This window comes from Streptomyces mauvecolor (assembly GCF_039532965.1).
GTDB classification, from domain to species: Bacteria; Actinomycetota; Actinomycetes; order Streptomycetales; family Streptomycetaceae; genus Streptomyces; species Streptomyces violascens.
This window is the reverse complement of sequence record NZ_BAAASQ010000023.1, coordinates 430,498-456,150: the sequence shown is the minus strand read 5'-3', so window position 1 is coordinate 456,150 and position 25,653 is coordinate 430,498. Positions and strand designations below refer to the sequence as shown.

The following is a 25,653-nucleotide window of genomic DNA, read 5'->3' as shown; positions in this document are numbered from 1 at the left end:
TCGACCAAGATGGTGAGGGATTTTCTGAATTCGGCGCGCCGCCGGGTGCTTTGGGGATAGGTCGTATTACCTCTGTAACTACACGAAGTCGATCTGCCACAGATCGCGTCCACTTCACTCCATCGGAGATGACATGCAGAAGCTTCGCAAGGCCGCCGTCCTGGTCGCTGCCCTCGGCAGCATCGGGCTCCTCACCGCCGGCGCCGCACACGCCGACGGGGGCAAGGGCGGCCGGGGCGGCGATTTCTTCGACATCAAGCAGAGCAGCACCTGCACGTCGCATGACGGCAACGTCGACATCCTCGGTCAGGTCGGCATCCTCAACGGCCTGGGCGGCAACCTCCTGAACGGCGAGGGCAACGCCGGCTCGCAGCAGACCTCCATGGGCTCCAGCATGGGCTGCAGCAACAGCGCGTTCAGCAAGTAGCAGTCACCACCTTCCTCGGCGCCCCTGCCACCGGCAGGGGCGCCGAGGCGTGTGTGCCGCGGCCCTCCGGCCGGTCAAGTCGCCTGCGTGTCGGTGGAGTTGCAGCGCGGCGCCCCCGACGGTGCGGTCGGGGGCGGGTCGGGAAGGGGCCTGTCCCCCGTGCCGGCGGTGGCCGGCGCGAGGGGTGTCGTGGACCGGTCACCCGGCGAGATCGTGCGGTGCGAGTTCGCGGGCGCGTTGTTCGCGCGCCACTTCGAGGATGACGTCCCCCAACCGCTCCGTGTACAGCCGCATGTTCTTGTACGCGATGTCGGTGTCGGGGTAGCGGCAGGTGAACCACAGGCCCTCGTGGAGCCGGTTCAGCCAGATGCAGACCTGGTCGCCGTAGGACACGCGCACCAGCCCGTAGGCCGCAAGCTCGTCCCAGCGCTCCGCACCGGAGATGCCCCGTGCGTCGACGAACGAGACGATCGAGTACAGGTCGGGCGAGGTCGGGCGGAAGTCCGAGCCCAGCAGGCGCAGCACCCGGGCCAGCGGCATGCGGGCCAGCGACCTGTTGGCCTGCAACTCCGCGCGTACGACCTTCAGGGCGGAGAGGAAGTCGGGCGCCTCGTCGACGGGGACCTCGATGGGCGCACCGCCCACGTACCAGCCCACGGAATCGGACCACTTGGACTTGACCCGGGTGTGGAAGGGGACGACGGCGCGGTAGACGGGCTGTCCGCCGATCTCGTTGACGATGAGGCTGGTGGCGGCCAGCATGCCGACGAGGCTGCCGCCGAAGGGCCGGCAGTAGGCCTCGAACGCCGCGACGGAGTCCGCGTCGACGAGCATCTCGCTCATGAGCTTCTGTGTGGGCAGCGGGCCACCGGGCTCCAGGCCGAGCGGGACGGGGAAGTTGGGCAGTTTCCCGTTGCACCGCTTGATGAACTCCCGCCAGCGGCCCACGATCGCGTGGTTGCCGTCGATCCGGTCCGCGTCCGCCCGCTCGATCTCGCAGAAGTCGACGTAACTGCTGACCGGCGACTGCTTGGCCGGGCGGCCCTCGACGGCGGCGGCATAGAGCTCGCTCATCTCGGCGGGGATGCGCTGGATGGAGTAGGAGTCGACGTTGCTGTGGTCGAAGGCGATGTACACGCTGGTGCAGTCGTCCCGGATGACCGCCGCATAGAGGAAGTTGGGCCAGCGCAGCGCGTTCGCGACGGTGTCGAAACGGTTCTGGAGATGCTCGACGAGCTGCTCCGCGTCGGGGAAGTCTCCGATGTCCTCGCGCTGGAGCGACACGGCCTCGGTGTCGAGCGTGAACCGGCGCATCTCGTCGCCGTCCCAGCGGAAGCCGCTGCGCAGCGTCTCGTGCCTCAGCGTCCAGCCGCGCAGCGCGTCCTGCAGCGCGTCGAGGTCGACCGTGCCCGGGATGTCGAATGCCGTACCGATCCAGGTCGGCACGAACAGGCCGTCCTCGTGCACCGATTGGGCGGTCCTGATGTGCGACTCCTGGAGGTACGCGGGGGGCCGCGGGTCCTCCGGAAGGTCCGCCGCCGCGGCGACGGTCGCCGGACTGAGCGCCCACTCGACGAGCCGTCCGGGCCGGACCTCGCAACGCTGGATGTCGGTGATTCGCACGGGCGTCTCCGTTCGCAGTTGGAGCCCGGATCGGGCGGACCCGTTCAAGGGAAAGCCGCGAGCGCGAACGGAGGCACCCGGAACATGATGTGTTACCACTTTTGAGTGGATTGAGTGATCGGCGGATGTGAGCCAATCGGTCCACCGGGCATCCGGCGGGACCGGCCGACAAGTCTCGGCCCAGGGGCGGTCCGGGGTCGACGGCGTCGCGTTGTTCGAGTGCACGCAGAGTCATTGTCGGCGAGAGGGCGCACCCTCTGGGGAGATGCATCGTTACTGTTTGTGTTCAACCGGTAACGGTGGGCAATCAACCTCGATGTACAGGCAATGGAGGACCGAGGTTCCATGCGTAAGTTTCAGCAGGCCATGATCGCAGCAGTGGCGGCGGCTGGCGGCCTGGCCGCAGTCGGCGCCGGCGCCGGTACCGCCTCCGCCAATGAAGGCGTGCACCAGAACGACCACTACCGCCCCTACCAGGAGTGCAGCCCGCAGGCGGGGGCCGAGGCCAACACCCCGCTCAGCGTGCTCGGTCTCTCCGACACCTTGGGCACCACCTGCGGCCAGTTCAACAACGCGTTCACCAGGTGAGGTCGGTGGCGTAAGCGAGCCCGACGCTTTCCGCGGGCCCCTTCGGGGTCACCCCCGAGGGGGCCCGTTCCTGTGCGGCCACCCGGAGCGTGAGGCCGCCGACTGCAGTAACCGTGCCTGCAATAGGCAAGCCCTTCACTTCGTAAGCGAAACGGACCCGAACGTCCCGGACATGGGTCGGACGCTGGAGCCCGGCTCTCCGGCCTGCCCAGGGCCCGGCGCGGACGGTTCGCGGCGCCCCGGCGCCCCTCACAAAGGAAAACGCATCACATGTTCAGTGCGAAGAAGATCGCGGCCGTCTCGGGGCTTCTCGGCGGCCTCGTCGTGACCTGCGCCGGCGCCACTCAGGCGTACGCCGCGGAGGGGGCGGGCGTGTGCAGCCACGACTCCCAGGGCAGCACCACCTGCATCCAGCGGTTCGTCGGCAGCGCGCCCGACGGTGGCGGGTACATCCTCCGCCAGGCGCAGGGCTGCGTGCCGACCGAGCCCCTGTCGCTGCCCGTCGTGGGCCTGCTGAACCGCGGGAACATGCAGATCGGCCCCCAGGTGACCTGTTCCCCCAACAACCCGGGGCCCGAAAGGGGCGAGGAGCCGGGCATCAATCCCCTTGGCCTGATGAGCTGAGTGCGGAGTCGGAATCCTCCGACGCCTTCCTCGCTTTCTCGACAGCTTTTCGACGGCGGATGGCCGGACCGGGCGACCGGGTCCGGCCATCCGCCGTTTCCGGTCCGGCGGGCAAACGAGTGACCGTCCTCCGCTGCCCGTGACTCACCCCCGGGGAAATGTCGTTTCCCGGGGGAGCGGTGAGCGCGACCGAGCTCCCTCAATTCCCTTCGTCCGGGGTGGACGAAGGGCGCCTTGCCATGGCCGACACGGCTCACAGAAAGGGGCCAAAGATCCCAGATGACCACACTCCGTGTGTATATGCTCACATTAAGTAGTCCGGTCAGGGCTTCACACCCAGATAAGGAAGAGTCGAATTATGCGCAAGTTTCAGCGGGCTGCGGCCGTAGCCGCAGCGGTAGCGGGGCTGTCCATCCTCGGTGCCGGCGTCAGCTTCGCCCACGACGGCGGGGTCACCGCGGTCGCTTCCTCGCAGGCCAATGCGGTGGCCAACAACGGTGGCGGCGGCTGGGACGGCGACGAGCACCACGGCCGGGGCAGCGGGCCGGTGTTCGCCCCGGAGAACGGTGCCGGCGTCAGCTACGGCCAGGACCACGGCGACCACGGTGGGGACCACGACGGTGGCGACCACGGCCCGGACGGCGAAGGTCAGTAAAGAAATTCCCCGAGCTCGGTGCGCACATTTCGGGGAGCTGCGGCCGTAGCCGCAGCGGTGGCGGGTCGGGACATTCCCTGCCCCGCGCCGCACTGAGCCCCACAAGGCGTATCGATATCCGGCAGAACACCGCAATGCGGGTCGCGCGATTCGAATGTCCGTCTCCTGGACCGGCTCGAATTGCTCGACGGTGTGCCGGACAACACCCTCAACGGCAAGGGCAGCCCGGACGCGCAACAAACCCACCAGGGTGCGCGCCCGGGCTGCACCGCTGCCGTCGCCGCATTTCGAATTCCCCCAAGGCTCGGGTGCACGCCACATCCATGGCGCAGGCGCCCGGGCCTCGACTGCAAAGGAACGCAGCACATGTTCAGTCGGCAGAAGATCGCAACCGTCTCGGGGCTCATCGGAAGTCTCGCCGTGATCTGCGTCGGAGCCACGCAGGCGCACGCCGAGCCGCCCAAGCCCAAGGGTGAGTGCAAGACCTCCCCCGCGGGTGAGACCACCTGCATCCACAAGAGCGAGACCGTTCACATCGACAAGAAGAACGGCAGCTACAGCATCAAGCAGACGCAGGAATGCTCGACGACCGACCGGCCGAACGTGGTGATGCCCGGGGACGCCAAGGTGAACCAGGCCACCATGCAGGTCGGGCCGACCGTGGACTGCTCCAACAACGTGAAGCTGCCCAAGGGCGTCAAGGTGCCGCACTTCGAGTTCTGAGGCGCCGCCGGTGAAGGGTGCGGCTCCGCTGCGAGGGAGCGGACGCGGACGTCGGTTCCCCTCGCACCGGCAACCGCCCGGTAGGAGGGGTTCCGGGGGAGGCCCCGGGCGGGCACTCTGGGGGGTGGCACTCACCGGTAACCCCCTAGGCGGTGACAGGCGCATGGTGCGGTTCGATCCGGGGCGGATCTGTCTGGATCTGCTGGCGACCGGGGCGTACGAGAGGGAACAGCTCGACAGCACCGCACAGTTGGGCCAGTGGCTGCTCCGCTCCGGTCTGGTCCCGTGCGGCACACCGCTCACCGGGCTGGGCCGCGACTGGCCGGTCCGATTCATCGAACTCCGGTGCTGCATCAGCCGGTTGATCCACGCCGAACTCGGCGGCCCCGCCGACGGCGCGCCCGCTGCCCTCGACCGCGTCAACGCACTAGCGGCCGCCGCGCCCCCGGGCGTCCGCGCGATCCGGGGCGCCGACGGCGGACTCGTACGCACCCTGAACCGCGCCCCCGAATGCGGCGCACTGCTCGCCGCGGTCGCCCGGGACGCCGTCGACCTGCTCACCGACCCCGAGGCCCGGGCCCGGCTCCGCCAGTGCGAGGGCGACAACTGCCGGCTGCTCTACCTCGACACCTCGCGCGGGCGCCGGCGCCGCTGGTGCTCCAGCGAGGTGTGCGGAAACCGCGAGCGGGTGGCCCGGCACCGGCGCCGCGTCGCCGCGCCTTGAGGGACCCGCGCGAAGAAAGTCGTCCCGCGTTTGAATGGATCCCGACAACCGCCCGTATGGAGAGATGAACCGGCTCGCAGCCGCGCGCCGGGATGGTCTCGACCTGGAGGTGCCGGTTGCGCAAGGATGCCGCCGTGGCCGATGACCGTCCTCGCGGGGCCAAGCACCGCTCCGTGCCCGACGAGGAGCTGATGCGGGCGCTGTACCGCGAGCACGCGGGGCCGCTGCTCGGGTACGTCATGCGCCTCGTCGCCGGCGACCGGCAGCGGGCCGAGGACGTCGTGCAGGAGACGCTCATCCGTGCCTGGAAGAACGCCGGTCAGCTCAATCGGGCCACCGGTTCGGTCCGCCCCTGGCTGGTGACGGTCGCGCGCCGCATCGTCATCGACGGCCACCGCAGCCGGCAGGCCCGGCCGCAGGAGGTCGATCCGTCGCCGCTGGAGGTCATGCCCGCGGAGGACGAGATCGACAAGGCGTTGTGGCTGATGACCCTCTCCGATGCGCTCGACGACCTCACCCCGGCCCACCGGGAGGCCCTCGTCGAGACGTACTTCAAGGGACGTACGGTCAATGAGGCGGCCCAGGCGCTCGGCGTACCCAGCGGGACCGTGCGGTCCCGCGTCTTCTACGCCCTGCGCTCCATGAAACTCGCACTGGAGGAACGGGGGGTGACGACATGACGACCGGGGACTACGCGGAAGGCTCGCTGCACGAGGCTGTCGGCGCGTACGCGCTCGGCATCCTGGACGACGCCGAGGCCACCGCCTTCGAAGCGCACCTCGCGGGCTGCGACCTGTGTGCCGCGGAACTCGACGGCCTGGCCGGCATGGAGCCGATGCTGGCCACCCTCAAGGAGTTCCCGGGCCCCGCCGCCCAGCCGCTGCGCCCGGCGCCGCCCAGCATGACCACGACCCTGATCAACGAGGTCGCGGCCCAGCGCGCCAAGCGCCGCCGGCGCACCACGTACCTGGTGGCGGCCGCGGCCGCGCTGATCGTCGGCGGCCCGGCGATCGCGGTGGTGGCGACCTCCGGCGACACCGGCACCCACCAGAGCGCCGAGGCGCACCCGACCAGCCCGGCCGAGGACGCCTTCTTCAACCACATGACCCAGAAGGTCTCCGCGACCGACCCGAAGACCGACGTCACCGCGACCGTCGGCACCGAGGCGAAGGCGTGGGGCACCCACACCGTCCTGGAGCTCAAGAACGTCAAGGGCCCGCTCAAGTGCAGCCTGATCGCGGTCGGCAAGAACGGAGACCAGGAGACCGTCACGTCCTGGGCGGTGCCCAACTGGGGCTACGGGATCAAGGACAGCCCGCACGAGTCGGCGAAGTATCCGCTGTATGTGCACGGCGGCACCGCGATGAACCGCGACCAGATCGACCACTTCGAGGTCCGTACGTTCGACGGGAAGGCGCTCGTGGACGTCCCGGCCTGAGCCGTGCGGCGGGACGACCGTCCCGACATGCGGTTCGGCACCAAATTGTGGCCTGACATCGGGTCCCCCTTCGCGTACGGTTGACGGCTGCCCAATGCACGTCAGAAGGGGGCCTCGGTGGCCGCGCAGGATGCCGCTGTCGATACCGCTTCCGGTACCGCCGAATCCGCTGTGGATTCGGTCCGGGAACGCGAGATCGCTGGGGAACAGGTACATCTCGACCAGGTGTACCGCCGCCTGGAGGAGAAGATCCACGAGGCGGAGTTCCTGATGAACGACGCCGCCAAGCGCGGGCAGGTCGGCACGCCCGGCGCGCTCGCCGAACGCGATGCCCAGGTCTTCCGGGCGGGGGTCCACCTCAACCGGCTCAACAACGAGTTCGAGGACTTCCTCTTCGGCCGGATCGACCTGCTGCTCGGCAAGGACGGCAAGAAGGGCCCGGACGGCGCGTACACCTCGGTCGACCCGGCCGAGGACGCCGTGCGCCCCGACGGCACGGCCGACATCGCCGAGACCCTGCACATCGGCCGGATCGGCGTCCTGGACGCCGACTACTCGCCGCTGGTGATCGACTGGCGGGCGCCGGCCGCGGCGCCCTTCTACCGCTCGACGCCGGTCGACCCGGGCCGTGTCGTACGCCGCCGGGTCATCCGCTCCAAGGGCCGCAAGGTGCTCGGCGTCGAGGACGACCTGATGCGCCCGGAGCTCAGGGCGACCCTGAACGGCGCCGAGCTGCCCGTGATCGGCGACGGCGCCCTGATGGCCGCGCTCGGCCAGGCCCGCAGCCACACCATGCGGGACATCGTCGCCTCCATCCAGGCCGAGCAGGACCTGGTCATCCGCGCGCCCGCCGCTTCGGTGACGTACGTCGAGGGCGGTCCCGGCACCGGCAAGACGGCGGTCGCGCTGCACCGCGCGGCCTACCTCCTCTACCAGGACCGGCGCCGCTACGCGGGCGGCATCCTGATCGTCTCGCCGACGCCGCTGCTCGTCGCCTACACCGAGGGCGTGCTGCCCTCGCTCGGCGAGGAGGGCCAGGTCGCGATCCGCGCGGTCGGCAACCTCGTGGACGGCGCGGAGGCCACCGAGTACGACGACCCGGCGGTTGCCAGGATCAAGGGCTCGTCCCGCATGCTCCACGTCCTGCGCAGGGCCGCCAGGGGCGCCCTGGAAGGGCAGGGGGAGCAGCCCAGGCGCTCCCGTCGCCGCGGCGGGGAGCAGCTCGCTCTCGGTGGTGACGAGGCGCCCGCCCAGCAGCCCGCCCAGCGGCTGCGCGTCGTCGCCTTCGGTGCGCGCATCGAGCTGGAGGGCGAGGAGCTGCGGCGCATCCGCCAGAACGTGCTCGGCGGCACCGCTCCCGTCAACCTGCTGCGCCCGCGCGCCCGCAGGCTGCTGCTCGACGCCCTGTGGTCGAAGTCGGGCGCGAACGGACGGCACACGGACCCCGAGCTGGCCGCCGAGCTGCGCTCCTCCTTCGACGACGACATCGCCTCCGAGGACTCCTTCGTCACCTTCCTCGACGCGTGGTGGCCCGAGCTCACCCCGCGCGGGGTGCTCGCCGCGATGGCCGACGAGAAGCGCCTGTCGCGCTGGGCCCGCCGGGTCCTCAACCAGGGCGAGGTGCGGCGCCTGGCCCGCTCGCTCGCGCGCACCGCCGACGGTGCCTTCTCCGTGCACGACGTGGCCCTGCTCGACGAGCTGGAGACGCTGCTCGGCGCCCCGGCCCGGCCGAAGAAGAAGCGCGAGTACGACCCGCTCGACGCGCTCACCGGCCTCGAAGAGCTGATGCCGCACCGCGAGGAGACCCAGCGCGAACGCGCCGAGCGGCTCGCCCAGGAACGTACCGAGTACGCGCACGTCATCGTCGACGAGGCGCAGGACCTGACCCCCATGCAGTGGCGGATGGTCGGCCGGCGCGGGCGCACCGCCACCTGGACGGTCGTGGGCGACCCGGCGCAGTCCTCGTGGTCCGACCCGGACGAGGCCGCCGAGGCCCGCGACGAGGCGCTGGGCAGCCGCCCGCGCCGCCGTTTCGAGTTGACCGTCAACTACCGCAATCCGGCCGAGATCGCCGAACTGGCCGCCAAGGTGCTGGCGTTGGCGATGCCCGGCATGAAGTCCCCGGCCGCCGTCCGCTCGACGGGAGTCCAGCCGCGGTTCGCGGTCGTACGCGACGGGGACCTCGCCCGCTCCGTGCGGGAGGAGGCGGCGCGGCTGCTCGACCAGGTGGACGGAACGGTCGGCGTGGTCGTCGCGATGCGCCGCCGCGAACAGGCCGCGCGCTGGCTCGCGGGGCTCGGCGACAGGGTGGTGGCGCTGGGCAGCCTGGAGGCCAAGGGCCTGGAGTACGACGCCACGGTGGTCGTCTCCCCGGCCGAGATCGCGGACGAGTCCCCGGCCGGACTGCGGGTGCTGTACGTGGCGTTGACCCGGGCGACGCAGCAGCTCACGGTCGTCTCCGGCGAGCGGGACGAGCCCGACACGGACGGGGTGCCCGACCTGCTCCGGGATTAAATTCGGGGTCAACTCGCGATGCGGGGATCACTTGCCGGGGTGGTTTGTTAGCCTGGGTGTGGCACCGGCTCGATCCAAGCCCCCGGGCCCAACCTTAGTCGCTCAGAGCGACCACTTGCCGCGAGGCGAGCATGGCGGGTCGGTGTCATTAACGTGAGCGACAGGCCCACGTCATCTTCGGATGGCGTGGGCCTGTTGTCGTTGGTGCGGGCGCCCGCAGGTCTCCGGAAGGGTCTTCCGCCGGACCGTGACTTTCTCGTATGGTGGAAACAACTTTCCGAAAGGGGTCGTCCATTATCGGCTACCAGCCAGTAGGTGCGACCATCGGATGGCACCGCCGCGCCACAGCCGGGGCGGTGCTAGCAACGAAGCTAGGGAAAGCAGAGGAACACGGTCATGGCAACGGCGCCCAGCGTCTCGTACTCGATGACGGTCCGTCTTGAGGTGCCCGCCAGCGGCACGGCGGTCTCCCAGCTCACCACCGCCGTGGAGTCCTCCGGCGGGTCGGTGACCGGCCTCGACGTGACCGCCTCCGGCCACGAGAAGCTGCGGATCGACGTCACCATCGCGGCCACCTCCACCGCGCACGCCGACGAGATCGTCGAGGAGTTGCGCGGCATCGAGGGCGTCACCCTCGGCAAGGTCTCCGACCGTACGTTCCTGATGCACCTCGGCGGCAAGATCGAGATGCAGTCGAAGCACCCCATCCGCAACCGTGACGACCTCTCCATGATCTACACCCCGGGCGTGGCCCGCGTGTGCATGGCGATCGCCGAGAACCCCGAGGACGCCCGGCGCCTCACCATCAAGCGCAACTCCGTCGCAGTCGTGACGGACGGCTCCGCGGTACTCGGCCTCGGCAACATCGGCCCGATGGCCGCGCTGCCCGTCATGGAGGGCAAGGCGGCCCTCTTCAAGCGCTTCGCCGGCATCGACGCGTGGCCCATCTGCCTGGACACCCAGGACACCGACGCCATCGTCGAGATCGTCAAGGCGATCGCCCCCGGCTTCGCGGGCATCAACCTCGAAGACATCTCCGCGCCCCGCTGCTTCGAGATCGAGGCCCGCCTGCGCGAGGCCCTCGACATCCCCGTCTTCCACGACGACCAGCACGGCACCGCGATCGTGGTGCTCGCCTCGCTGACCAACGCACTTCGCGTGGTGGGCAAGGGAATTGGCGACGTACGCGTCGTCATGTCCGGCGCCGGCGCGGCCGGTACCGCCATCCTCAAGCTGCTGCTCGCGGCCGGTGTCAAGAACGCCGTCGTCGCCGACATCCACGGCGTGGTGCACGCCGGGCGCGACGATCTGATCAGCGCGAGCCCCGAGTCCGCGCTGCGCTGGATCGCCGACAACACCAACCCCGAGGGCCTGACCGGCACGCTCAAGGAGGCCGTGGTCGGCGCCGACGTCTTCATCGGCGTCTCCGCCCCCAACGTCCTTGGCGGGGACGACGTCGCGGCGATGGCCGACGGCGCGATCGTGTTCGCGCTCGCGAACCCGGACCCGGAGGTCGACCCAGCGATCGCCCGCCAGAGCGCGGCAGTTGTGGCCACCGGCCGCTCGGACTTCCCCAACCAGATCAACAACGTGCTGGTCTTCCCGGGCGTCTTCCGGGGCCTCCTGGACGCCCAGTCCCGCACGGTCAACACCGAGATGATGCTGGCCGCGGCCGGCGCGCTCGCGGACGTCGTCGCCGAGGACGAGCTCAACGCGAACTACATCATCCCGTCGGTCTTCAACGACAAGGTCGCCGGAGCGGTCGCGGGAGCCGTCCGCAACGCCGCCAAGGCCGCCGGGGGCGCTGTGACGGCGCCCACGTCGGCCTGAGCTCCGGCGCGTCGCGGGATGCGGGCCAAGTAACGCCCCCTTAGGGTGACGGACCATGACCCGCATCCGCACCGGCCCCGGCCCGGGAGTTCTCACCCTGTCGACGGAGCGTCACCTCGATGAGGCAGTGGCGCTTTTCGTGTGACTCAGGGTGACTCGGGAGGGTGCCGGATTGGCTTTCCCGCCGTAGGTGGGGGCAGGATGCTTCCCCAAGGACTTCGTCCAGGGGGGACCCCCATGGACGCGAGGGTCGTGACCCGGGTGCGGGGACTGTCCGAGGGCCCTGGCAGCATCGGCTTCGCTGTACCCAACATGCGGCTTCCGCCGCGTGGCACGCCTCACAGGCAAGAAGAACACGGGAGTAAGAACATGAACCGCAGTGAGCTGGTGGCCGCGCTGGCCGACCGCGCCGAGGTGACCCGCAAGGACGCCGACGCCGTGCTGGCCGCTCTCGCCGAGACCGTCGGCGAGATCGTCGCCAAGGGCGACGAGAAGGTCACCATCCCCGGCTTCCTGACCTTCGAGCGCACCCACCGTGCCGCTCGTACCGCTCGTAACCCGCAGACCGGCGACCCGATCAACATCCCGGCCGGCTACAGCGTGAAGGTCTCCGCGGGCTCGAAGCTCAAGGAAGCCGCCAAGGGCAAGTAAGCGTTCCTTGCTCTGCAAGGCCGCTTGGCAGCAACGCTGAGGGCGGCCACCCTGGGAACAGGGTGGCCGCCCTTTTGCGTGCGTATCGCTCCGCGGGAAGCGAGGGGTTTCGACCGCGGGCCGTCGGTGGCTGGTCGCGCAGTTCCCCGCGCCCCTGGCGGGATGCACCCTGCCAGGGGCGATACGGGGCCTGGGGCAATCCCCGGGCGGAGATCAGACCAGCGAACCGTTGGGGAGCTCGACCTTTGCCCCGAGACTCTCCAGCTTCTCCATGAAGTTCTCGTAGCCGCGGTTGATCAGGTCGATGCCATGGACGCGGGACGTGCCCTGGGCCGCCAGGGCGGCGATGAGGTACGAGAAGCCGCCCCGGAGGTCCGGGATGATCAGGTCGGCGCCCTGGAGCTTCGTGGGGCCGCTCACGACCGCGGAGTGCAGGAAGTTGCGCTGGCCGAAGCGGCAGTCCGAGCCGCCCAGGCACTCGCGGTACAGCTGGATGTGCGCGCCCATCTGGTTCAGCGCCGAGGTGAAGCCGAGCCGCGACTCGTACACCGTCTCGTGGACGATGGACAGGCCGGTGGCCTGGGTGAGGGCGACGACCAGCGGCTGCTGCCAGTCGGTCTGGAAGCCGGGGTGCACGTCCGTTTCGAGGGCGATGGACTTGAGCGAGCCGCCGGGGTGCCAGAAGCGGATGCCCTCGTCGTCGATCTCGAAGGCGCCGCCGACCTTCCGGTAGGTGTTCAGGAACGTCATCATCGAGCGCTGCTGGGCGCCGCGGACGTAGATGTTGCCCTCGGTCGCCAGCGCGGCGGACGCCCACGAGGCGGCCTCCAGGCGGTCCGAGAGGGCGCGGTGGGTGTAGCCGCCGAGCTTGTCGACACCGGTGACGCGGATGGTCCGGTCGGTGTCCATGGCGATGATCGCGCCCATCTTCTGCAGGACGCAGATGAGGTCCTCGATCTCCGGCTCGACCGCGGCGTTGGAGAGCTCGGTCACACCCTCCGCGAGCACCGCGGTGAGCAGCACCTGCTCGGTCGCGCCGACCGAGGGGTAGGGCAGCCGGATCTTGCAGCCGCGAAGGCGCTGGGGGGCCTCCAGGTACTGGCCGTCCGCGCGCTTCTCGATGGTCGCGCCGAACTGGCGCAGCACCTCGAAGTGGAAGTCGATGGGCCGGCCGCCGATGTCGCAGCCGCCGAGGCCCGGGATGAAGGCGTGGCCCAGCCGGTGCAGAAGCGGGCCGCACAGCAGGATCGGGATCCGCGAGGAACCCGCGTGCGCGTCGATGTCGGCGACGTTGGCGGACTCGACGTGGGACGGGTCGAGGATCAGCTCGCCCGGCTCGTCGCCTGGGCGGACGGTGACGCCGTGCAGCTGCAGCAGGCCCCGTACGACGCGCACGTCGCGGATGTCGGGCACATTGCGCAGTCTGCTCGGGCCGCTGCCGAGAAGGGCGGCGACCATCGCCTTCGGCACGAGGTTCTTCGCGCCGCGGACGCGGATCTCGCCCTCGAGCGGGGTTCCGCCGTGGACAAGCAGTACATCGTCTGTGCCGGTCATGAATCTCGCGTTCCGGAGTGGTCGGGCAAGGGGCAGGGATAAAGGGTAAGGGGCTTTCACCCCTGCCCCGTAAGGCCGAGGAGGGTTCACGAAGGTAATGAATTCGCTACAGCACGCTCCGCGCAGGGAGTTCAGCGCAGCGTCACCTGTCCCGGTGCTCTTCCGGGGGCGCACGAGGGAAGACGCCCTCCTGCTGCCGTGCGCCCTCGTGTCACCCGGCCGCTGCCCCTCAACGTCGCGCTTCGCCCGGCGCCTTCCTATCCGAACGGCCCACTTATGCGGGATCATGTCCGCATGACCGAGGTGTCCTCGCTCACCGGGCGGCTGCTCGTCGCGACCCCCGCGCTCGCGGATCCGAACTTCGACCGCGCGGTGGTGCTGCTCCTCGACCACGACGAGGAGGGCACGCTCGGCGTGGTCCTGAACCGGCCGACCCCGGTCGGCGTCGGCGACATCCTGGAGCCCTGGGCGGGACTGGCCGGCGAGCCCGGTGTGGTCTTCCAGGGCGGCCCGGTCTCGCTCGACTCGGCCCTCGGCGTGGCCGTCATCCCCGGCGACGAGGGCCCGCTGGGCTGGCGGCGGGTGTACGGGGCGATCGGCCTGGTCGACCTGGAGGCGCCGCCCGAACTGCTCGCCGCCGCCCTCGGCTCGCTGCGGATCTTCGCCGGGTACGCGGGCTGGGGCCCCGGCCAGCTGGAGGACGAGCTCACCGACGGCGCCTGGTACGTGGTCGAGTCGGAGCCCGGTGACGTCTCGTCCCCGGAACCCGAGAGCCTGTGGCGGGCGGTGCTGCGCCGCCAGCGCAGCGAGCTCGCGATGATCGCCACCTATCCGGACGATCCCTCACTCAATTGACGCCCCGGCGACGCGCCTCCACTCAATCCGGTTGCCTTCAGTACCCTTGGTGGTTATGAGCACTCTTGAGCCCGAGCGCGGGGCAGGTACGGGGACCCTCGTAGAGCCGACACCCCAGGTGTCGAACGGCGACGGCGACCACGAGCGCTTCGCCCACTACGTCCAGAAGGACAAGATCATGGCGAGCGCGCTGGACGGCACGCCCGTCGTCGCGCTCTGCGGCAAGGTCTGGGTGCCGGGGCGCGACCCGAAGAAGTACCCGGTCTGCCCGATGTGCAAGGAGATCTACGAGTCCATGGGCGCCGGTGGCGACAAGGACAAGGGCGGCAAGGACAAGAAGTAGCCTCCGGACCGGATGGCCTCAGCGGCCCCCTGGGTGTGCGTGACGCACACCCAGGGGGCCGTTTTGTGTGTGCCGGGTTGTCCAGACCTCTTGCCGGGGGCTTTGCCTCCGCCATAACCTCCTCCCTGTTGTGCAGTATGCGAAACGCGCGTTGCGTATGTTGCAACGGCCATGGGGAGGATCTCTGCCGTGAAGCTCACTGCCCGAACCGCCCGAACCACCCGAGCCGCTCTGACCGCCCTGCCAGTGGCGGCACTCGCCCTCGCCGGCCTGGCCGCCTGCGCCCCGCAGACGTCCGACAACAGCGCCAGGAGCGACGACAAGAGCGGCACCCTGCGGGTCTGGCTCTTCCAGGAGGTGAGCAACGGCCCCAAACAACAGGTGGTGGACAAGGCCGTGGCCGCCTTCGAAAAGGCGCACAAGGGCGCCGACGTGCAGGTCGAGTACATACCCGTCGACACCCGCGCCCAGAAGATCAAGGCCGCCTTCAACGACCCCGCCTCCGCGCCCGACCTGATCGAGTACGGCAACACCGACACGGCCGGCTATGTGAAGGACGGCGGACTCGCCGATGTGAGCGCCGAGTTCGCCGCCTGGACCGAGGCGAAGGACACCGACCCGACGGCGAAGCAGTCCGTCACCGTGGGCGGAAAGGTCTACGGTGCCCCGCTGTTCGTGGGCGTACGCGCCCTCTACTACCGCACCGACGTCCTCAAGGACCTCGGCCTCGCCGTGCCCGGAACCCAGGACGAACTGATCGCGACCGCGAAGAAGATCCACCAGGCGAAGCCCGACCTCTACGGGCTGGCGGTGGGCGGCGCCTACACGTACGGCGCGCTGCCGTTCCTGTGGGCCGACGGTGGCGAACTGGCCACCGAGAACGGCGGAAAATACACCTCGGCGATCGACGGCGAAGCCTCCCGCAAGGGCATCGCGGCCTACACCTCGCTCTTCGGCGACGCCAACTGCCCCGCCGCCAAGTGCGCGCAGATGGGCGGCAACGCCACCGTCACCGCCTTCGCGAACGGCAAGGCGGCCATGGCGATCGGCGGCGACTTCAACCACGCGGCCGTCGAGGCGGGCACCGTCAAGGGCAAATACGCGGTCGTGCCGCTGCCGGGCATCGCGCCGGGCTCGGTCGCCCCGGCCTTCGCGGGCGGCAACAACATCGGCGTACTGAAGAGCAGTTCGCACCGCACGCTCGCGGTCGGGCTCATGGAGCAGCTCGCCGGCAAGGCCACCCAGCGCGAGCTGTTCGACGCGATGGGCTTCCTGCCGACGTACACCGACGTACGGGCGGAGGTCGCGAAGAAGCAGCCGTTCGTCGAGCCGTTCGTACGCAGCCTGGCGGCGGGCGCCAAGTTCGTTCCCGCGTCGCCCGGTTGGGGCCAGATCGACTCCTCGCTCGTGCTGCCGACGATGTTCCAGGAGATCGTCAGCGGCAAGAAGGACGTCGCGAAGGCGTCGGCGGACGCGGCGAAGAAGATGAACGACGTGTTCGGGGCGGCGGGTTGAGCCCCGCGACCGCCACCCGGGACGCCGTACGGATGCCGGTGGCGAAGTCGGCGCCGGGCCGCCGCTCGCACCGGCAGGCGGGTTGGACCCCATGGCTCTACCTGGCCCCGGCCCTCGCCGTCCTCGGCGCGCTGCTCGTCTACCCGATCTACCAACTCGGCCTGATCTCCTTCCTGGAGTACACCCAGGCCCAGGTCAGCGGCGGTGAGCCGACCAGCTTCCAGGGCCTTGGCAACTACTCCGCGCTCTTCTCGGACAGCCAGTTCTGGTCGGTGCTGCTCGCCACGGTCGTCTTCGCGGCGGCCTGCGTGCTGAGCACTCTCGCGGTGGGCTGCGCGCTCGCGGTGCTGCTCACACGCGTACGGGCGCTGCCCCGGCTCGCGCTGATGCTGGCCGCGCTCGGCGCGTGGGCGACGCCCGCGATCACCGGCTCGACGGTGTGGATGTTCCTGTTCGACCCGGACTTCGGCCCGGTCAACCGGGTCCTGGGCCTCGGCGACCACTCGTGGACGTACGGCCGCTACAGCGCGTTCCTGCTCGTGCTGCTCGAAGTGGTGTGGTGCTCCTTCCCGTTCGTGATGGTCACGGTGTACGCCGGGATCCGCGCGATCCCGGGCGAGGTCCTGGAGGCGGCCGCGCTCGACGGGGCCTCGCAGTGGCGGATCTGGCGGTCCGTCATGGTCCCGATGCTGCGACCGATCCTCACGGTCGTCACGATCCAGTCCGTGATCTGGGACTTCAAGGTGTTCACGCAGATCTACGTCATGACGAACGGGGGCGGGATCGCGGGCCAGAACCTGGTCCTGAACGTGTACGCGTACCAGAAGGCGTTCGCGTCCTCGCAGTACAGCCTCGGCTCGGCGATCGGCGTGGTGATGCTGCTCATCCTGCTGGCGGCGACGCTGGTGTATCTGCGGGTGCTGCGCGGGCGGGGGGAGGAGCTGTGAGCTTCGTACGTGTTCAACGTGTGCGACGTGTGTCAAGTGCCCGCAGTGCGCGCTGTCTTCCACGGGCTCCGCGTGCTCTACGTGTTCGCCGGCCGGGGCGGCTGGCTGCCGAGGCGGTGGCGCTGGTGGCGGCCGTGGTGGTCGCCTTCCCCCTGTACTGGATGGTGCTGTCGGCCTTCAAACCGGCGGGGGAGGTGCAGTCGGCGCACCCCAGGCCCTGGACGCTGTCCCCCTCCCTCGACTCCTTCCGCCGGGTCTTCACGCAGCAGGACTTCGGGCGGTACTTCCTCAACAGCCTGGTGGTGGCGGGCTCGGTGGTGCTGCTCTCGGCCCTGATCGCCTTCCTGGCGGCGACGGCGGTGACGCGCTTCCGGTTCAGGTTCCGCACCACGCTGCTGATCATGTTCCTGGTGGCGCAGATGGTGCCGGTCGAGGCGCTGACGATCCCGCTGTTCTTCCTGATGCGGGACCTGGGCCAGCTCAACACCCTCGGCTCGCTGATCCTGCCGCACCTGGCCTTCTCGCTGCCCTTCGCGATCTGGATGCTGCGGGGGTTCGTGAAGGGGGTGCCGGTGGCGCTGGAGGAGGCGGCGGCGCTGGACGGGGCGAGCCGGACGCGGTTCCTCTGGCAGATCCTGTTCCCGCTGGTTTTTCCGGGGCTGGTGGCGACGAGCGTTTTCTCCTTCATCTCCGCCTGGAACGACTTCCTGTTCGCGAAGTCGTTCATCATCAGCGACACGTCGCAGTCCACGCTGCCCATGGCGCTGCTCGTCTTCTTCAAGCCGGACGAGAACGACTGGGGCGGGATCATGGCGGCGTCGACGGTGATGACGCTGCCGGTGCTGGTGTTCTTCGTGCTGGTGCAGCGGAGGCTGGTTTCGGGGGTGGGGGGTGCGGTCAAGTGACGCTTGGCTCCGCCGGTTTCGGAGGATGGGCGGGTCGGGCTGGGCCCCCGTTGCCCAGCGTGGAAGGTGCTGGCTTTCTGGGGCTGCGCCCCGGGCCCCCGGGGTTTGCCCGCCCGCCCGTGCCCCGGCCCTGGAAGGCCCGGCTCCGCGGGGCTCCGCCCCGGACCCCGGGGGCGCTGGCCCACCCACCCGGCCGTGCAGGGGATTGGACGGTCCGGCTCCTGGGGCTGCGCCCCGGACCCCCGCGGGGACTTCGTCCCCTGCACCCCTTTCGCGGACTCCGCCCCGGACCCCAGGGTGCGCTGACCCACCGCCTGTGGCAGGGGAGAGGCTGAGTCTCCTGGGGGTTGCGCCCCAGAGCCCTGCGGGGGACTCCGCCCCTTGCCCCCACTCGGAGGCTCTGGCTCACCGGCTCAGGTGTGACGAGGGTGGAGAGCGTTCAGCTCTGGGGCTGTGCCTCAGGCCCAGATTCCGCCGTAACGGCGCGTTCGTCCTCGCCTGCCGGACAGGCTGGGTATGCCGCCATGGGCAGCGCGAGATGGGCTGGGAGGGGGCGAGGTGGGTGCGCCTGTGTCGGGCTGGTGACCTCGTCCCGCCAGGGGCGCGGGGAACTGCGCGACCAGGGCCCCACGAGCCGCCGCCCATGAACTCACCCAGCCCCTCCCGCGTTTGAGGAGCAGGGCCGCCGGCCTGTCAGCCACGCTGAATCCCCCCGGGAGGGTCTCGGGAAGGGGCGGGGTGGGGAAGGACAAAAGCCGCACCGTACGCACAACGCATGCACCGCATCGCCCCGCACTACACCGCACCACACCCGCACGAAAGGAACCCCATGGACAGCGCCCCGGACACGGACAGCCCCGACAGCCCCCACTGCCTCATCCCCGCCCCCACCAGTACCAGCACCCCCCACACGCCCCAAGGCCCCCCCACCCGCCACCCCCTGCACCCCCACACCACCCTCCACACCACCCCCGGCACCGAACCCCTCGCCGCCCTTCTGCGAGGGGGTATCGGGGCCGCCACCGGGCTGGCGCTCCCCGACGGCTCCGTCGGGCGGGACCGCATCGTGCTGCGGACCAGCCCGGAGGTCGCGGGGCGGCACGGCCCGGAGGGATACCGGCTCTCCACGGACCGATCCGTCGACGACGTCGCCGTACTCATCGAGGGCGGCAGCGCGGCCGGCGTGTTCCGGGGGATGCAGACGCTCCGTCAGCTGCTCGGGCCGGACGCCTTTCGCCGGGCCCCACTGGAGAGCACCCGGCAGTGGGACCTCCCCGGGGTCACCGTCGAAGACGGGCCCCGCTTCGCCTGGCGCGGGCTCATGCTCGACGTCTCGCGGCACTTCATGCCCAAGGACGGCGTGCTGCGCTACCTCGATCTCATCGCCGCCCACAAGCTCAATGTCTTCCACTTCCACCTGACGGACGATCAGGGGTGGCGGATCGAGATCAAGCGGTATCCGCGGCTCACCGACGTCGGAGCCTGGCGCAGTCGTACCAAGTGGGGGCATCGCGCATCGCCCCTGTGGGACGAGAAGCCGCACGGGGGCTACTACACCCAGGAGGACATCCGCGAGATCGTCGCGTACGCCGCCGAGCGGCATATCCGCGTGGTCCCCGAGATCGACATCCCGGGACACTCGCAGGCCGCCATCGCCGCGTACCCCGAACTCGGCAACACCGACGTCATCGACACCGCCTCCCTCTCCGTCTGGGACACCTGGGGCGTCAATCCGAACGTACTCGCCCCCACTGACAACACCCTCCGCTTCTACGAAGGGGTGCTGGAGGAGGTCCTCGAGATGTTCCCCGAGGAGACCTCGCCGTTCATTCACATCGGCGGGGACGAGTGCCCCAAGGAGCAGTGGCAGAAGTCCGACCTCGTACAGGAGCGGATCCGCGAGCTCGGGCTCGCCGGTGAGAACGAGCTCCAGTCCTGGCTCATCCGGCACTTCGACAGCTGGCTGAGCGCGCGCGGGCGGCGGCTCATCGGGTGGGACGAGATCCTGGAGGGCGGCCTCGCGCCCGGCGCCGCCGTGTCGTCCTGGCGGGGCTACGGCGCCGGGATCGCGGCCGCCGAGGCCGGCCACGACGTCGTGATGTGCCCCGAGCAGCACGTCTACCTGGACCACCGCCAGGCCGGCGGCGAGGACGAGCCCATGCCCATCGGATACGTACGCACCCTGGAGGACGTCTACCGGTTCGAGCCCGTGCCGCCGCAGCTCGGCGCCGAGGCCGCCGCCCACATCCTCGGCACCCAGGCCAACGTGTGGACCGAGGTGATGGAGAACCAGTCGCGCGTCGACTACCAGGTGTTCCCCCGGCTCGCCGCCTTCGCCGAGGTGGCCTGGAGCGCCCTGCCCGCCCCCGCCGACCGCGACTTCGCCGATTTCGATCGGCGAATGACCGCCCACTACAAGCGACTTGACGCGCTCGGCGTCGACTACCGTCCGCCCACCGGCCCGTTGCCGTGGCAACAGCGCCCAGGTGTGCTCGGACGCCCGATCGAGGGGGCGCCCCCAAACAGGTGAGCCCTGGCCCAAGGGGGTGCTCGGAGGCCGTGTCCCTGGGAGCGTGACCCCAGGTCACGGCCGCCCCGGCCGCGTCCGGCTGCGAGGAAGACCGCTGTGACGAACACCCGGCGTGCGGAACAAGGCGTACCGCATAAGTCGTACAAGGCTTTCCAAACCGGAACATTCCCCAGGTCGGGGACGGAAGCGTGCTTCGCGGACCCTCCCGTCGGCCGGTCCGGAAGATGTGCCAGAGTTGCCACGTCCGGGCTGTGAGCACGTACGGTACGGCCATCAGCAGGTGGCTACAGACGGCACAGTCGGTACGGCCGGGACACCGGGAAGGGGCAGCTGGGTTGACCACGCACGCACCGCAGGCGGCGCAGTCCGTGACGCTGCCTGCCTCACTGGACGAGGCCGTGGCGGCGCTCGCGGCCATGCCTGCCGCCGTGCCCGTCGCGGGCGGCACCGATCTGATGGCGGCCGTGAACCGGGGCCTGCTGCGCCCCGCGGGCCTGGTCGGACTCGGCCGGATCAACGAGATCCGCGGCTGGCAGTACCAGGACGGCCACGCCCTGCTCGGCGCCGGTCTCACCCACGCCCGTATGGGGCGCCCGGACTTCGCGGCGCTCATTCCGGCGCTCGCCGCGGCCGCGCGCGCCGCGGGCCCCCCGCAGATCCGCAACGCGGGCACCCTGGGCGGCAACATCGCCTCCGCCGCCCCGACCGGTGACGCGCTGCCCGTGCTCGCCGCGCTCGAAGCCACCCTCGTCATCGCGGGCCCGGACGGCGCCCGGCGGGAAATCCCCGTGTCGCACCTGCTGGCCGGCCGGGACATGCTCGCCCCGGCCGAGTTGATCGGATATGTCCGGGTGCCGCTGCTGCACGCTCCCCAAGTTTTCCTCAAGGCGACCGGCCGCACCGGCCCCGGCCGCGCCACCGCCTCGGTCGCCGTCGTCCTGGACCCGGCCCGGCGCGGGGTGCGCTGCGCGGTCGGCGCCATCGCGCCGATGCCGCTGCGGCCCCTGGAGGCCGAGCGCTGGATCGCCTCGCTCATCGACTGGGACGGCGAGCGCGCGGCGCTGGCCCCGGAGGCGCTCGGCGCGTTCGGCGAGTACGTGGCCGCCGCCTGCATCCCGGACCCGGCGCCATCCGAGGACGGCACACCGCCACCGCCCCTCTCGCCGGCCGTACTGCATCTGCGGCGCACCGTCGCCGCGTTGGCCCGACGAGCACTGGGGAGGGCGCTGTCGTGACCGACCAGAACAACGAGCACGAGCCCGAGCGCGGACACGAGCACGGCTACGGCCAGGTGCCCCGGCACGGCGGCTGGGAGCCCGTTCCGCACGGCGGCGAGTACGAGCCCGACGCCACGGCCTTCGTCCAGCTCCCCCCGGACATGGACATGATGGGCGCCCCGCTGGCCGCCCCCGGCCACGGCTACGTACCGCCGATGATCGTGCCGCTCACCCCGGCCGCCGCGACGGACCCGGGCGCGACCGGCGTCTGGCGCATCCCGACCGAGCTCACCGGGCAGCCCACCCCCGACGCCGACCCCGCGCCGGGTGCGCAGACCGTGGTGTGGCCGGAGCCCGCCGCGCCCGCCCCCGCGCCCGCGACCCCGACGGGGCCCGCCCACGACCCGGCCGCCACGGCCCAGTGGAACTTCGCCGACGAGCCCTCCCTCGCGGGCACCGGCCAGTGGACCATCCCGGTCGCCGAGGGCGAACTCCCGGAAGAATCAGGTGAGTTCACGACCTCCTCGCTGATCGAGCAGTGGGGCTCGACCCCGCCCGCCACCCTCCCCGGCGGCGCGCCCGCCCCCTGGGCGAACCAGCTGCCCGAGGCCCGGCAGCCCGAGCGCCGGCCCGAGATCCAGGAGCCCGCGGCCCAGGAGCCCCCGCCGCCCGCCGCTGACATTCCGGATGTACGGGACGTATCGGATGTCGCCGGGCCGGCGGGCGGCGCCGCCCGGCAGCCGCACCCGCAGTCGCATCCGGAACCGCAGCCGCAGTCGCATCCGGAACCGCAGCCGCGGCCGGAACCGGAAGCCGTGCGAGCGCCCGAGCCCCTGCCGGAAGCATCCGCCGCCGAGCCCGTACCCGAAACGGCCGAAGCGCCCGGAACGCCTGAAGCGGCCAAGTCGCTCGAAGCGCCTGAAACGCGCGAAGCGCTCGAAGTGCCCGAATCGGCCGAACTCCCCGCGCCCCAGACCGAAGCCGAGCCCGAGCCGGGTTCCCGGCTCGCGCCCGAGGCCGCCGCCGACCCCGGGACCGTCGCCGACCCCGCCCCCGAGCCCGTCGTGGAAGCGGCGCCCGCGCCCGACCTCGAACACCCCCGCGCCTCCTACGTGCTGCGCGTCAACGGTGCCGACCGGCCCGTCACCGAGGCCTGGGTCGGGGAGTCGCTGCTCTACGTGCTGCGCGAGCGGCTCGGGCTCGCCGGGGCCAAGGACGGGTGCTCACAGGGCGAGTGCGGGGCCTGCAACGTCCAGGTGGACGGGCGGCTCGTCGCCTCCTGCCTGGTGCCCGCGGCGACCACCGCCGGCAGCGAGGTCCGTACCGTCGAGGGGCTCGCCACCAACGGCGAACCCTCCGACGTCCAGCGGGCCCTCGCCGAGAGCCGCGCCGTGCAGTGCGGCTTCTGCATCCCCGGCATGGCCATGACCGTGCATGACCTGCTCGAAGGCAACCACGCCCCCACCGAGCTCGAAACCCGCCAGGCGCTCTGCGGCAACCTGTGCCGCTGTTCCGGCTACCGTGGCGTCCTCGATGCGGTGAAGGATGTCGTGGCGGGCCGCGAGGCGGCCGGTGCGGCCCCCGCCGAAGAGGCCCGCATCCCGCACCAGGCACCCCCCGGGGCCGGCAGCGCCAAGCCCCCGCACACGCACGACGGAGGCATGGCGTGAGCAACGACGCAGCCACCGCGACGGTCGACGGCGCCATCCCGGCGGCGGCGCCGGAGCAGCAGGCGCCCGCGCACGGGATCGGCGCGTCGCTCGCGCCCGTCGACGCGCGCGCCAAGACCGAGGGCACCTTCCCCTACGCGGCCGACCTGTGGGCCGAGGGCCTGCTGTGGGCGGCCGTGCTGCGCGCCCCGCACGCCTGCGCCCGCATCGTCTCGATCGACACCTCGGCCGCCGTCGCCATGCCGGGCGTACGGTCCGTGGTGACCCACGCCGACGTGCCGGGCGACCCGGCGTTCGGCCGACGCGTCGCCGACCGGCCCGTCTTCGCCGCCGAGTTCGTACGCCACCACGGCGAGCCCATCGCCGCCGTGGCCGCCGACCACCCGGACACCGCGCGCCTCGCGGCCGCCGCGATCGCCGTCGAGTACGAGGTGCTCGAACCGGTCACCGACCCGGAGAAGGCGTTCGCGGCCGAACCGCTGCACCCCGACGGCAACCTGATCCGGCACATCCCGCTCCAGTACGGCGACCCCGAGGTCACCGGCGACGTCGTCGTCGAGGGCCTGTACCGGATCGGCCGCCAGGACCCGGCCCCGATCGGCGCCGAGGCGGGCCTCGCGGTGCCCCGGCCCGACGGCGGCGTCGAGCTGTACACCGCCTCGACCGACCCGCACAGCGACCGCGATCTGGCCGCCGCCTGCTTCGGCCTGGAGCCGGACCGCGTCAAGGTCGTCGTCACCGGCGTGCCCGGCGCGACCGGCGACCGCGAGGACCTCGGCTTCCAACTGCCGCTGGGGCTCCTGGCGTTGAGGACGGGCTGCCCGGTCAAGCTGACCGCGACCCGTGAGGAGTCCTTCCTCGGCCACGCCCACCGCCACCCCACCCTCCTCCGCTACCGCCACCACGCGGACACCGAGGGCCGCCTCGTCAAGGTCGAGGCGCAGATCCTGCTCGACGCGGGCGCGTACGCCGAGGCCTCCTCCGAATCCCTGGCCGCCGCCGTCGCGTTCGCGTGCGGCCCGTACGTCGTGCCGCACGCCTTCGTCGAGGGCTGGGCGGTGCGCACCAACAACCCGCCGTCCGGACACGTCCGGGGCGAGGGCGCCATGCAGGTGTGCGCGGCGTACGAGGGCCAAATGGACAAGCTGGCAGCGAAGCTGGGCCTCGACCCGGCCGAGCTGCGCATGCGCAACGCGCTGGCGACCGGCGACCTGCTGCCCACCGGCCAGACGGTCACCTGTCCGGCCCCGGTGGCCGAACTCCTCGCCGCCGTACGGGACTTCCCGCTCCCGACCCTCCCCAAGGACGCCCCCGAGGACGACTGGCTGCTGCCGGGCGGACCCGAGGGCGCGGGCGAGCCGGACGCGGTCCGGCGCGGCGTCGGCTACGCGCTGGGCATGGTCCACATGCTCGGCGCGGAGGGCACCGACGAGGTCTCCACGGCCACCGTCAAGGTCCAGGACGGCGTCGCCACGGTCATCTGCGCGGCCGTCGAGACCGGCCAGGGCTTCACCACACTCGCCCGCCAGATCGTCCAGGAGACCCTGGGCATCGACGAGGTCCACGTCGCCCCCGTCGACACCGACCAGCCCCCGGCGGGCCCCGCCACCCACGGCCGCCACACCTGGGTGTCCGGCGGCGCGGTCGAGCGGGCGGCCAAGATGGTCCGCACCCAGCTGCTCCAGCCCCTTGCGCACAAGTTCGGCATGTCCACGGAGCTGCTCCAGATCGCCGACGGCAAGATCACCTCGTACGACGGCGTGCTGTCCACGACGGTGACCGAGGCGATGGACGGCAAGGAACTCTGGGCCACCGCCCAGTGCCGCCCGCACCCCACCGAGCCGCTGGACGAGACGGGCCAGGGCGACGCGTTCGTGGGCCTCGCGTTCTGCGCGATCCGCGCGGTGGTCGACGTCGACATCGAGCTCGGCTCGGTCCGCGTCGTCGAACTCGCCGTGGCCCAGGACGTCGGCCGCATCCTCAACCCCCGCCAGCTCGCGGCCCGGATCGAGGCCGGTGTGACCCAGGGCGTGGGCGCGGCCCTCACCGAGAACCTCCGTACGGTACGCGGCCAGATCCGCCACCCCGACCTCACGGGCTACGCCCTGCCGACCGCGCTCGACGCCCCCGACATCCGCATCGTGAAACTGGTCGAGGAGCGCGACGTGGTGGCCCCCTTCGGCGCGAAGGCGGCGAGTGCCGTCCCGGTGGTCACCTCGCCGGCCGCGATCGCCTCCGCGGTCCGCGCCGCGACCGGCCGCCCGGTCAACCGCCTCCCGATCCGCCCCCAGGCGGCGGTGGTCCAGCAGGGCTAGCGGGT

At 71.2% G+C, this 25,653-nt stretch carries 22 protein-coding genes; 20 read left to right on the top strand and 2 right to left on the bottom strand.

All coding sequences use genetic code 11. The annotated features are described in order from the left end of the window. The first annotated feature begins 133 nt into the window (after positions 1 to 133). Positions 134 to 427 carry a hypothetical protein gene (locus tag ABD346_RS29630; RefSeq protein ID WP_344379058.1) on the top strand — a complete coding sequence of 98 codons (294 nt, stop codon included), beginning with the start codon at positions 134 to 136 and terminating at the stop codon, positions 425 to 427. 198 nt (positions 428 to 625) lie between these two features. Here ABD346_RS29630 and ABD346_RS29625 read toward each other — a convergent pair whose 3' ends face one another. Beyond that, positions 626 to 2,050 (bottom strand): condensation domain-containing protein, encoded by a 1,425-nt coding sequence (locus tag ABD346_RS29625; RefSeq protein WP_344379057.1) that lies wholly within the window; start codon positions 2,048 to 2,050, stop codon positions 626 to 628. A gap of 345 nt (positions 2,051 to 2,395) precedes the next feature. On the opposite strand from ABD346_RS29625, the gene ABD346_RS29620 reads away from it, so the two are divergent. The 10 genes from ABD346_RS29620 to ABD346_RS29575 all read left to right on the top strand — a co-directional run bounded on the left by ABD346_RS29620 (position 2,396) and on the right by ABD346_RS29575 (position 11,797). Next, positions 2,396 to 2,638 (top strand): hypothetical protein, encoded by a 243-nt coding sequence (locus ABD346_RS29620; protein ID WP_189966155.1) that lies wholly within the window; start codon positions 2,396 to 2,398, stop codon positions 2,636 to 2,638. A 270-nt stretch (positions 2,639 to 2,908) separates the two neighbouring features. Next, entirely contained in the window at positions 2,909 to 3,262 is a 354-nt protein-coding gene (locus tag ABD346_RS29615) for a hypothetical protein (protein ID WP_344379056.1), read from the top strand. Between the two features lie 358 nt (positions 3,263 to 3,620). After that, complete coding sequence (locus tag ABD346_RS29610; protein ID WP_344379055.1) at positions 3,621 to 3,917, top strand: hypothetical protein; 297 nt, start codon at positions 3,621 to 3,623, stop codon at positions 3,915 to 3,917. 366 nt (positions 3,918 to 4,283) lie between these two features. Further along, positions 4,284 to 4,640, top strand: a complete 357-nt coding sequence (locus ABD346_RS29605; RefSeq protein ID WP_344379054.1) for a hypothetical protein — start codon at positions 4,284 to 4,286, stop codon at positions 4,638 to 4,640. Positions 4,641 to 4,803: 163 nt separating this feature from the next. Beyond that, complete coding sequence (locus ABD346_RS29600; RefSeq protein ID WP_344379053.1) at positions 4,804 to 5,364, top strand: CGNR zinc finger domain-containing protein; 561 nt, start codon at positions 4,804 to 4,806, stop codon at positions 5,362 to 5,364. 92 nt (positions 5,365 to 5,456) lie between these two features. Next, positions 5,457 to 6,044 carry a sigma-70 family RNA polymerase sigma factor gene (locus ABD346_RS29595; protein ID WP_078966511.1) on the top strand — a complete coding sequence of 196 codons (588 nt, stop codon included), beginning with the start codon at positions 5,457 to 5,459 and terminating at the stop codon, positions 6,042 to 6,044. Further along, on the top strand, positions 6,041 to 6,802 hold the full coding sequence (locus ABD346_RS29590) for an anti-sigma factor family protein (protein WP_344379052.1): 762 nt from the start codon (positions 6,041 to 6,043) through the stop codon (positions 6,800 to 6,802). Before ABD346_RS29595 ends, ABD346_RS29590 begins: the two co-directional genes overlap by 4 nt. 117 nt (positions 6,803 to 6,919) lie before the next feature. Further along, positions 6,920 to 9,316, top strand: coding sequence for a HelD family protein (locus ABD346_RS29585; RefSeq protein WP_344379050.1), 2,397 nt, complete (start codon positions 6,920 to 6,922; stop codon positions 9,314 to 9,316). 396 nt (positions 9,317 to 9,712) lie between these two features. Further along, complete coding sequence (locus ABD346_RS29580) at positions 9,713 to 11,146, top strand: NAD-dependent malic enzyme (protein ID WP_344379049.1); 1,434 nt, start codon at positions 9,713 to 9,715, stop codon at positions 11,144 to 11,146. A gap of 369 nt (positions 11,147 to 11,515) precedes the next feature. After that, a complete protein-coding gene (locus tag ABD346_RS29575) occupies positions 11,516 to 11,797 on the top strand; it encodes an HU family DNA-binding protein (RefSeq protein WP_003968811.1) in 282 nt (93 codons plus the stop codon). A gap of 213 nt (positions 11,798 to 12,010) precedes the next feature. Here the strand turns inward: ABD346_RS29575 and murA are convergent, their stop codons facing one another. Continuing rightward, complete coding sequence (gene murA, locus ABD346_RS29570; RefSeq protein WP_189966167.1) at positions 12,011 to 13,351, bottom strand: UDP-N-acetylglucosamine 1-carboxyvinyltransferase; 1,341 nt, start codon at positions 13,349 to 13,351, stop codon at positions 12,011 to 12,013. Positions 13,352 to 13,645: 294 nt separating this feature from the next. Here murA and ABD346_RS29565 point away from each other — a divergent pair, with 294 nt between their 5' ends. The 9 genes from ABD346_RS29565 (at position 13,646) to ABD346_RS29525 (ending at position 25,648) form a co-directional block, all read left to right on the top strand. Next, positions 13,646 to 14,206, top strand: a complete 561-nt coding sequence (locus ABD346_RS29565) for a YqgE/AlgH family protein (RefSeq protein ID WP_344379047.1) — start codon at positions 13,646 to 13,648, stop codon at positions 14,204 to 14,206. Between the two features lie 55 nt (positions 14,207 to 14,261). Continuing rightward, the gene (locus ABD346_RS29560) at positions 14,262 to 14,549 is read left to right on the top strand and encodes a DUF3039 domain-containing protein (protein ID WP_078966510.1); all 288 of its coding nucleotides are present in this window, start codon (positions 14,262 to 14,264) and stop codon (positions 14,547 to 14,549) included. 189 nt (positions 14,550 to 14,738) lie between these two features. After that, complete coding sequence (locus tag ABD346_RS29555) at positions 14,739 to 16,064, top strand: extracellular solute-binding protein (RefSeq protein ID WP_344379044.1); 1,326 nt, start codon at positions 14,739 to 14,741, stop codon at positions 16,062 to 16,064. Between the two features lie 32 nt (positions 16,065 to 16,096). Further along, positions 16,097 to 17,011, top strand: coding sequence for a carbohydrate ABC transporter permease (locus ABD346_RS29550; RefSeq protein WP_344379134.1), 915 nt, complete (start codon positions 16,097 to 16,099; stop codon positions 17,009 to 17,011). A 29-nt stretch (positions 17,012 to 17,040) separates the two neighbouring features. Then, positions 17,041 to 17,916, top strand: a complete 876-nt coding sequence (locus ABD346_RS29545; protein WP_344379042.1) for a carbohydrate ABC transporter permease — start codon at positions 17,041 to 17,043, stop codon at positions 17,914 to 17,916. A gap of 829 nt (positions 17,917 to 18,745) precedes the next feature. Beyond that, the gene (locus ABD346_RS29540) at positions 18,746 to 20,446 is read left to right on the top strand and encodes a beta-N-acetylhexosaminidase (RefSeq protein ID WP_381226966.1); all 1,701 of its coding nucleotides are present in this window, start codon (positions 18,746 to 18,748) and stop codon (positions 20,444 to 20,446) included. A gap of 335 nt (positions 20,447 to 20,781) precedes the next feature. Beyond that, positions 20,782 to 21,681, top strand: a complete 900-nt coding sequence (locus tag ABD346_RS29535; protein ID WP_344379039.1) for an FAD binding domain-containing protein — start codon at positions 20,782 to 20,784, stop codon at positions 21,679 to 21,681. After that, positions 21,678 to 23,333, top strand: coding sequence for a (2Fe-2S)-binding protein (locus ABD346_RS29530; RefSeq protein ID WP_381226901.1), 1,656 nt, complete (start codon positions 21,678 to 21,680; stop codon positions 23,331 to 23,333). Before ABD346_RS29535 ends, ABD346_RS29530 begins: the two co-directional genes overlap by 4 nt. Then, positions 23,330 to 25,648 (top strand): xanthine dehydrogenase family protein molybdopterin-binding subunit, encoded by a 2,319-nt coding sequence (locus tag ABD346_RS29525; protein ID WP_344379037.1) that lies wholly within the window; start codon positions 23,330 to 23,332, stop codon positions 25,646 to 25,648. Before ABD346_RS29530 ends, ABD346_RS29525 begins: the two co-directional genes overlap by 4 nt. Positions 25,649 to 25,653: the final 5 nt, after the last annotated feature.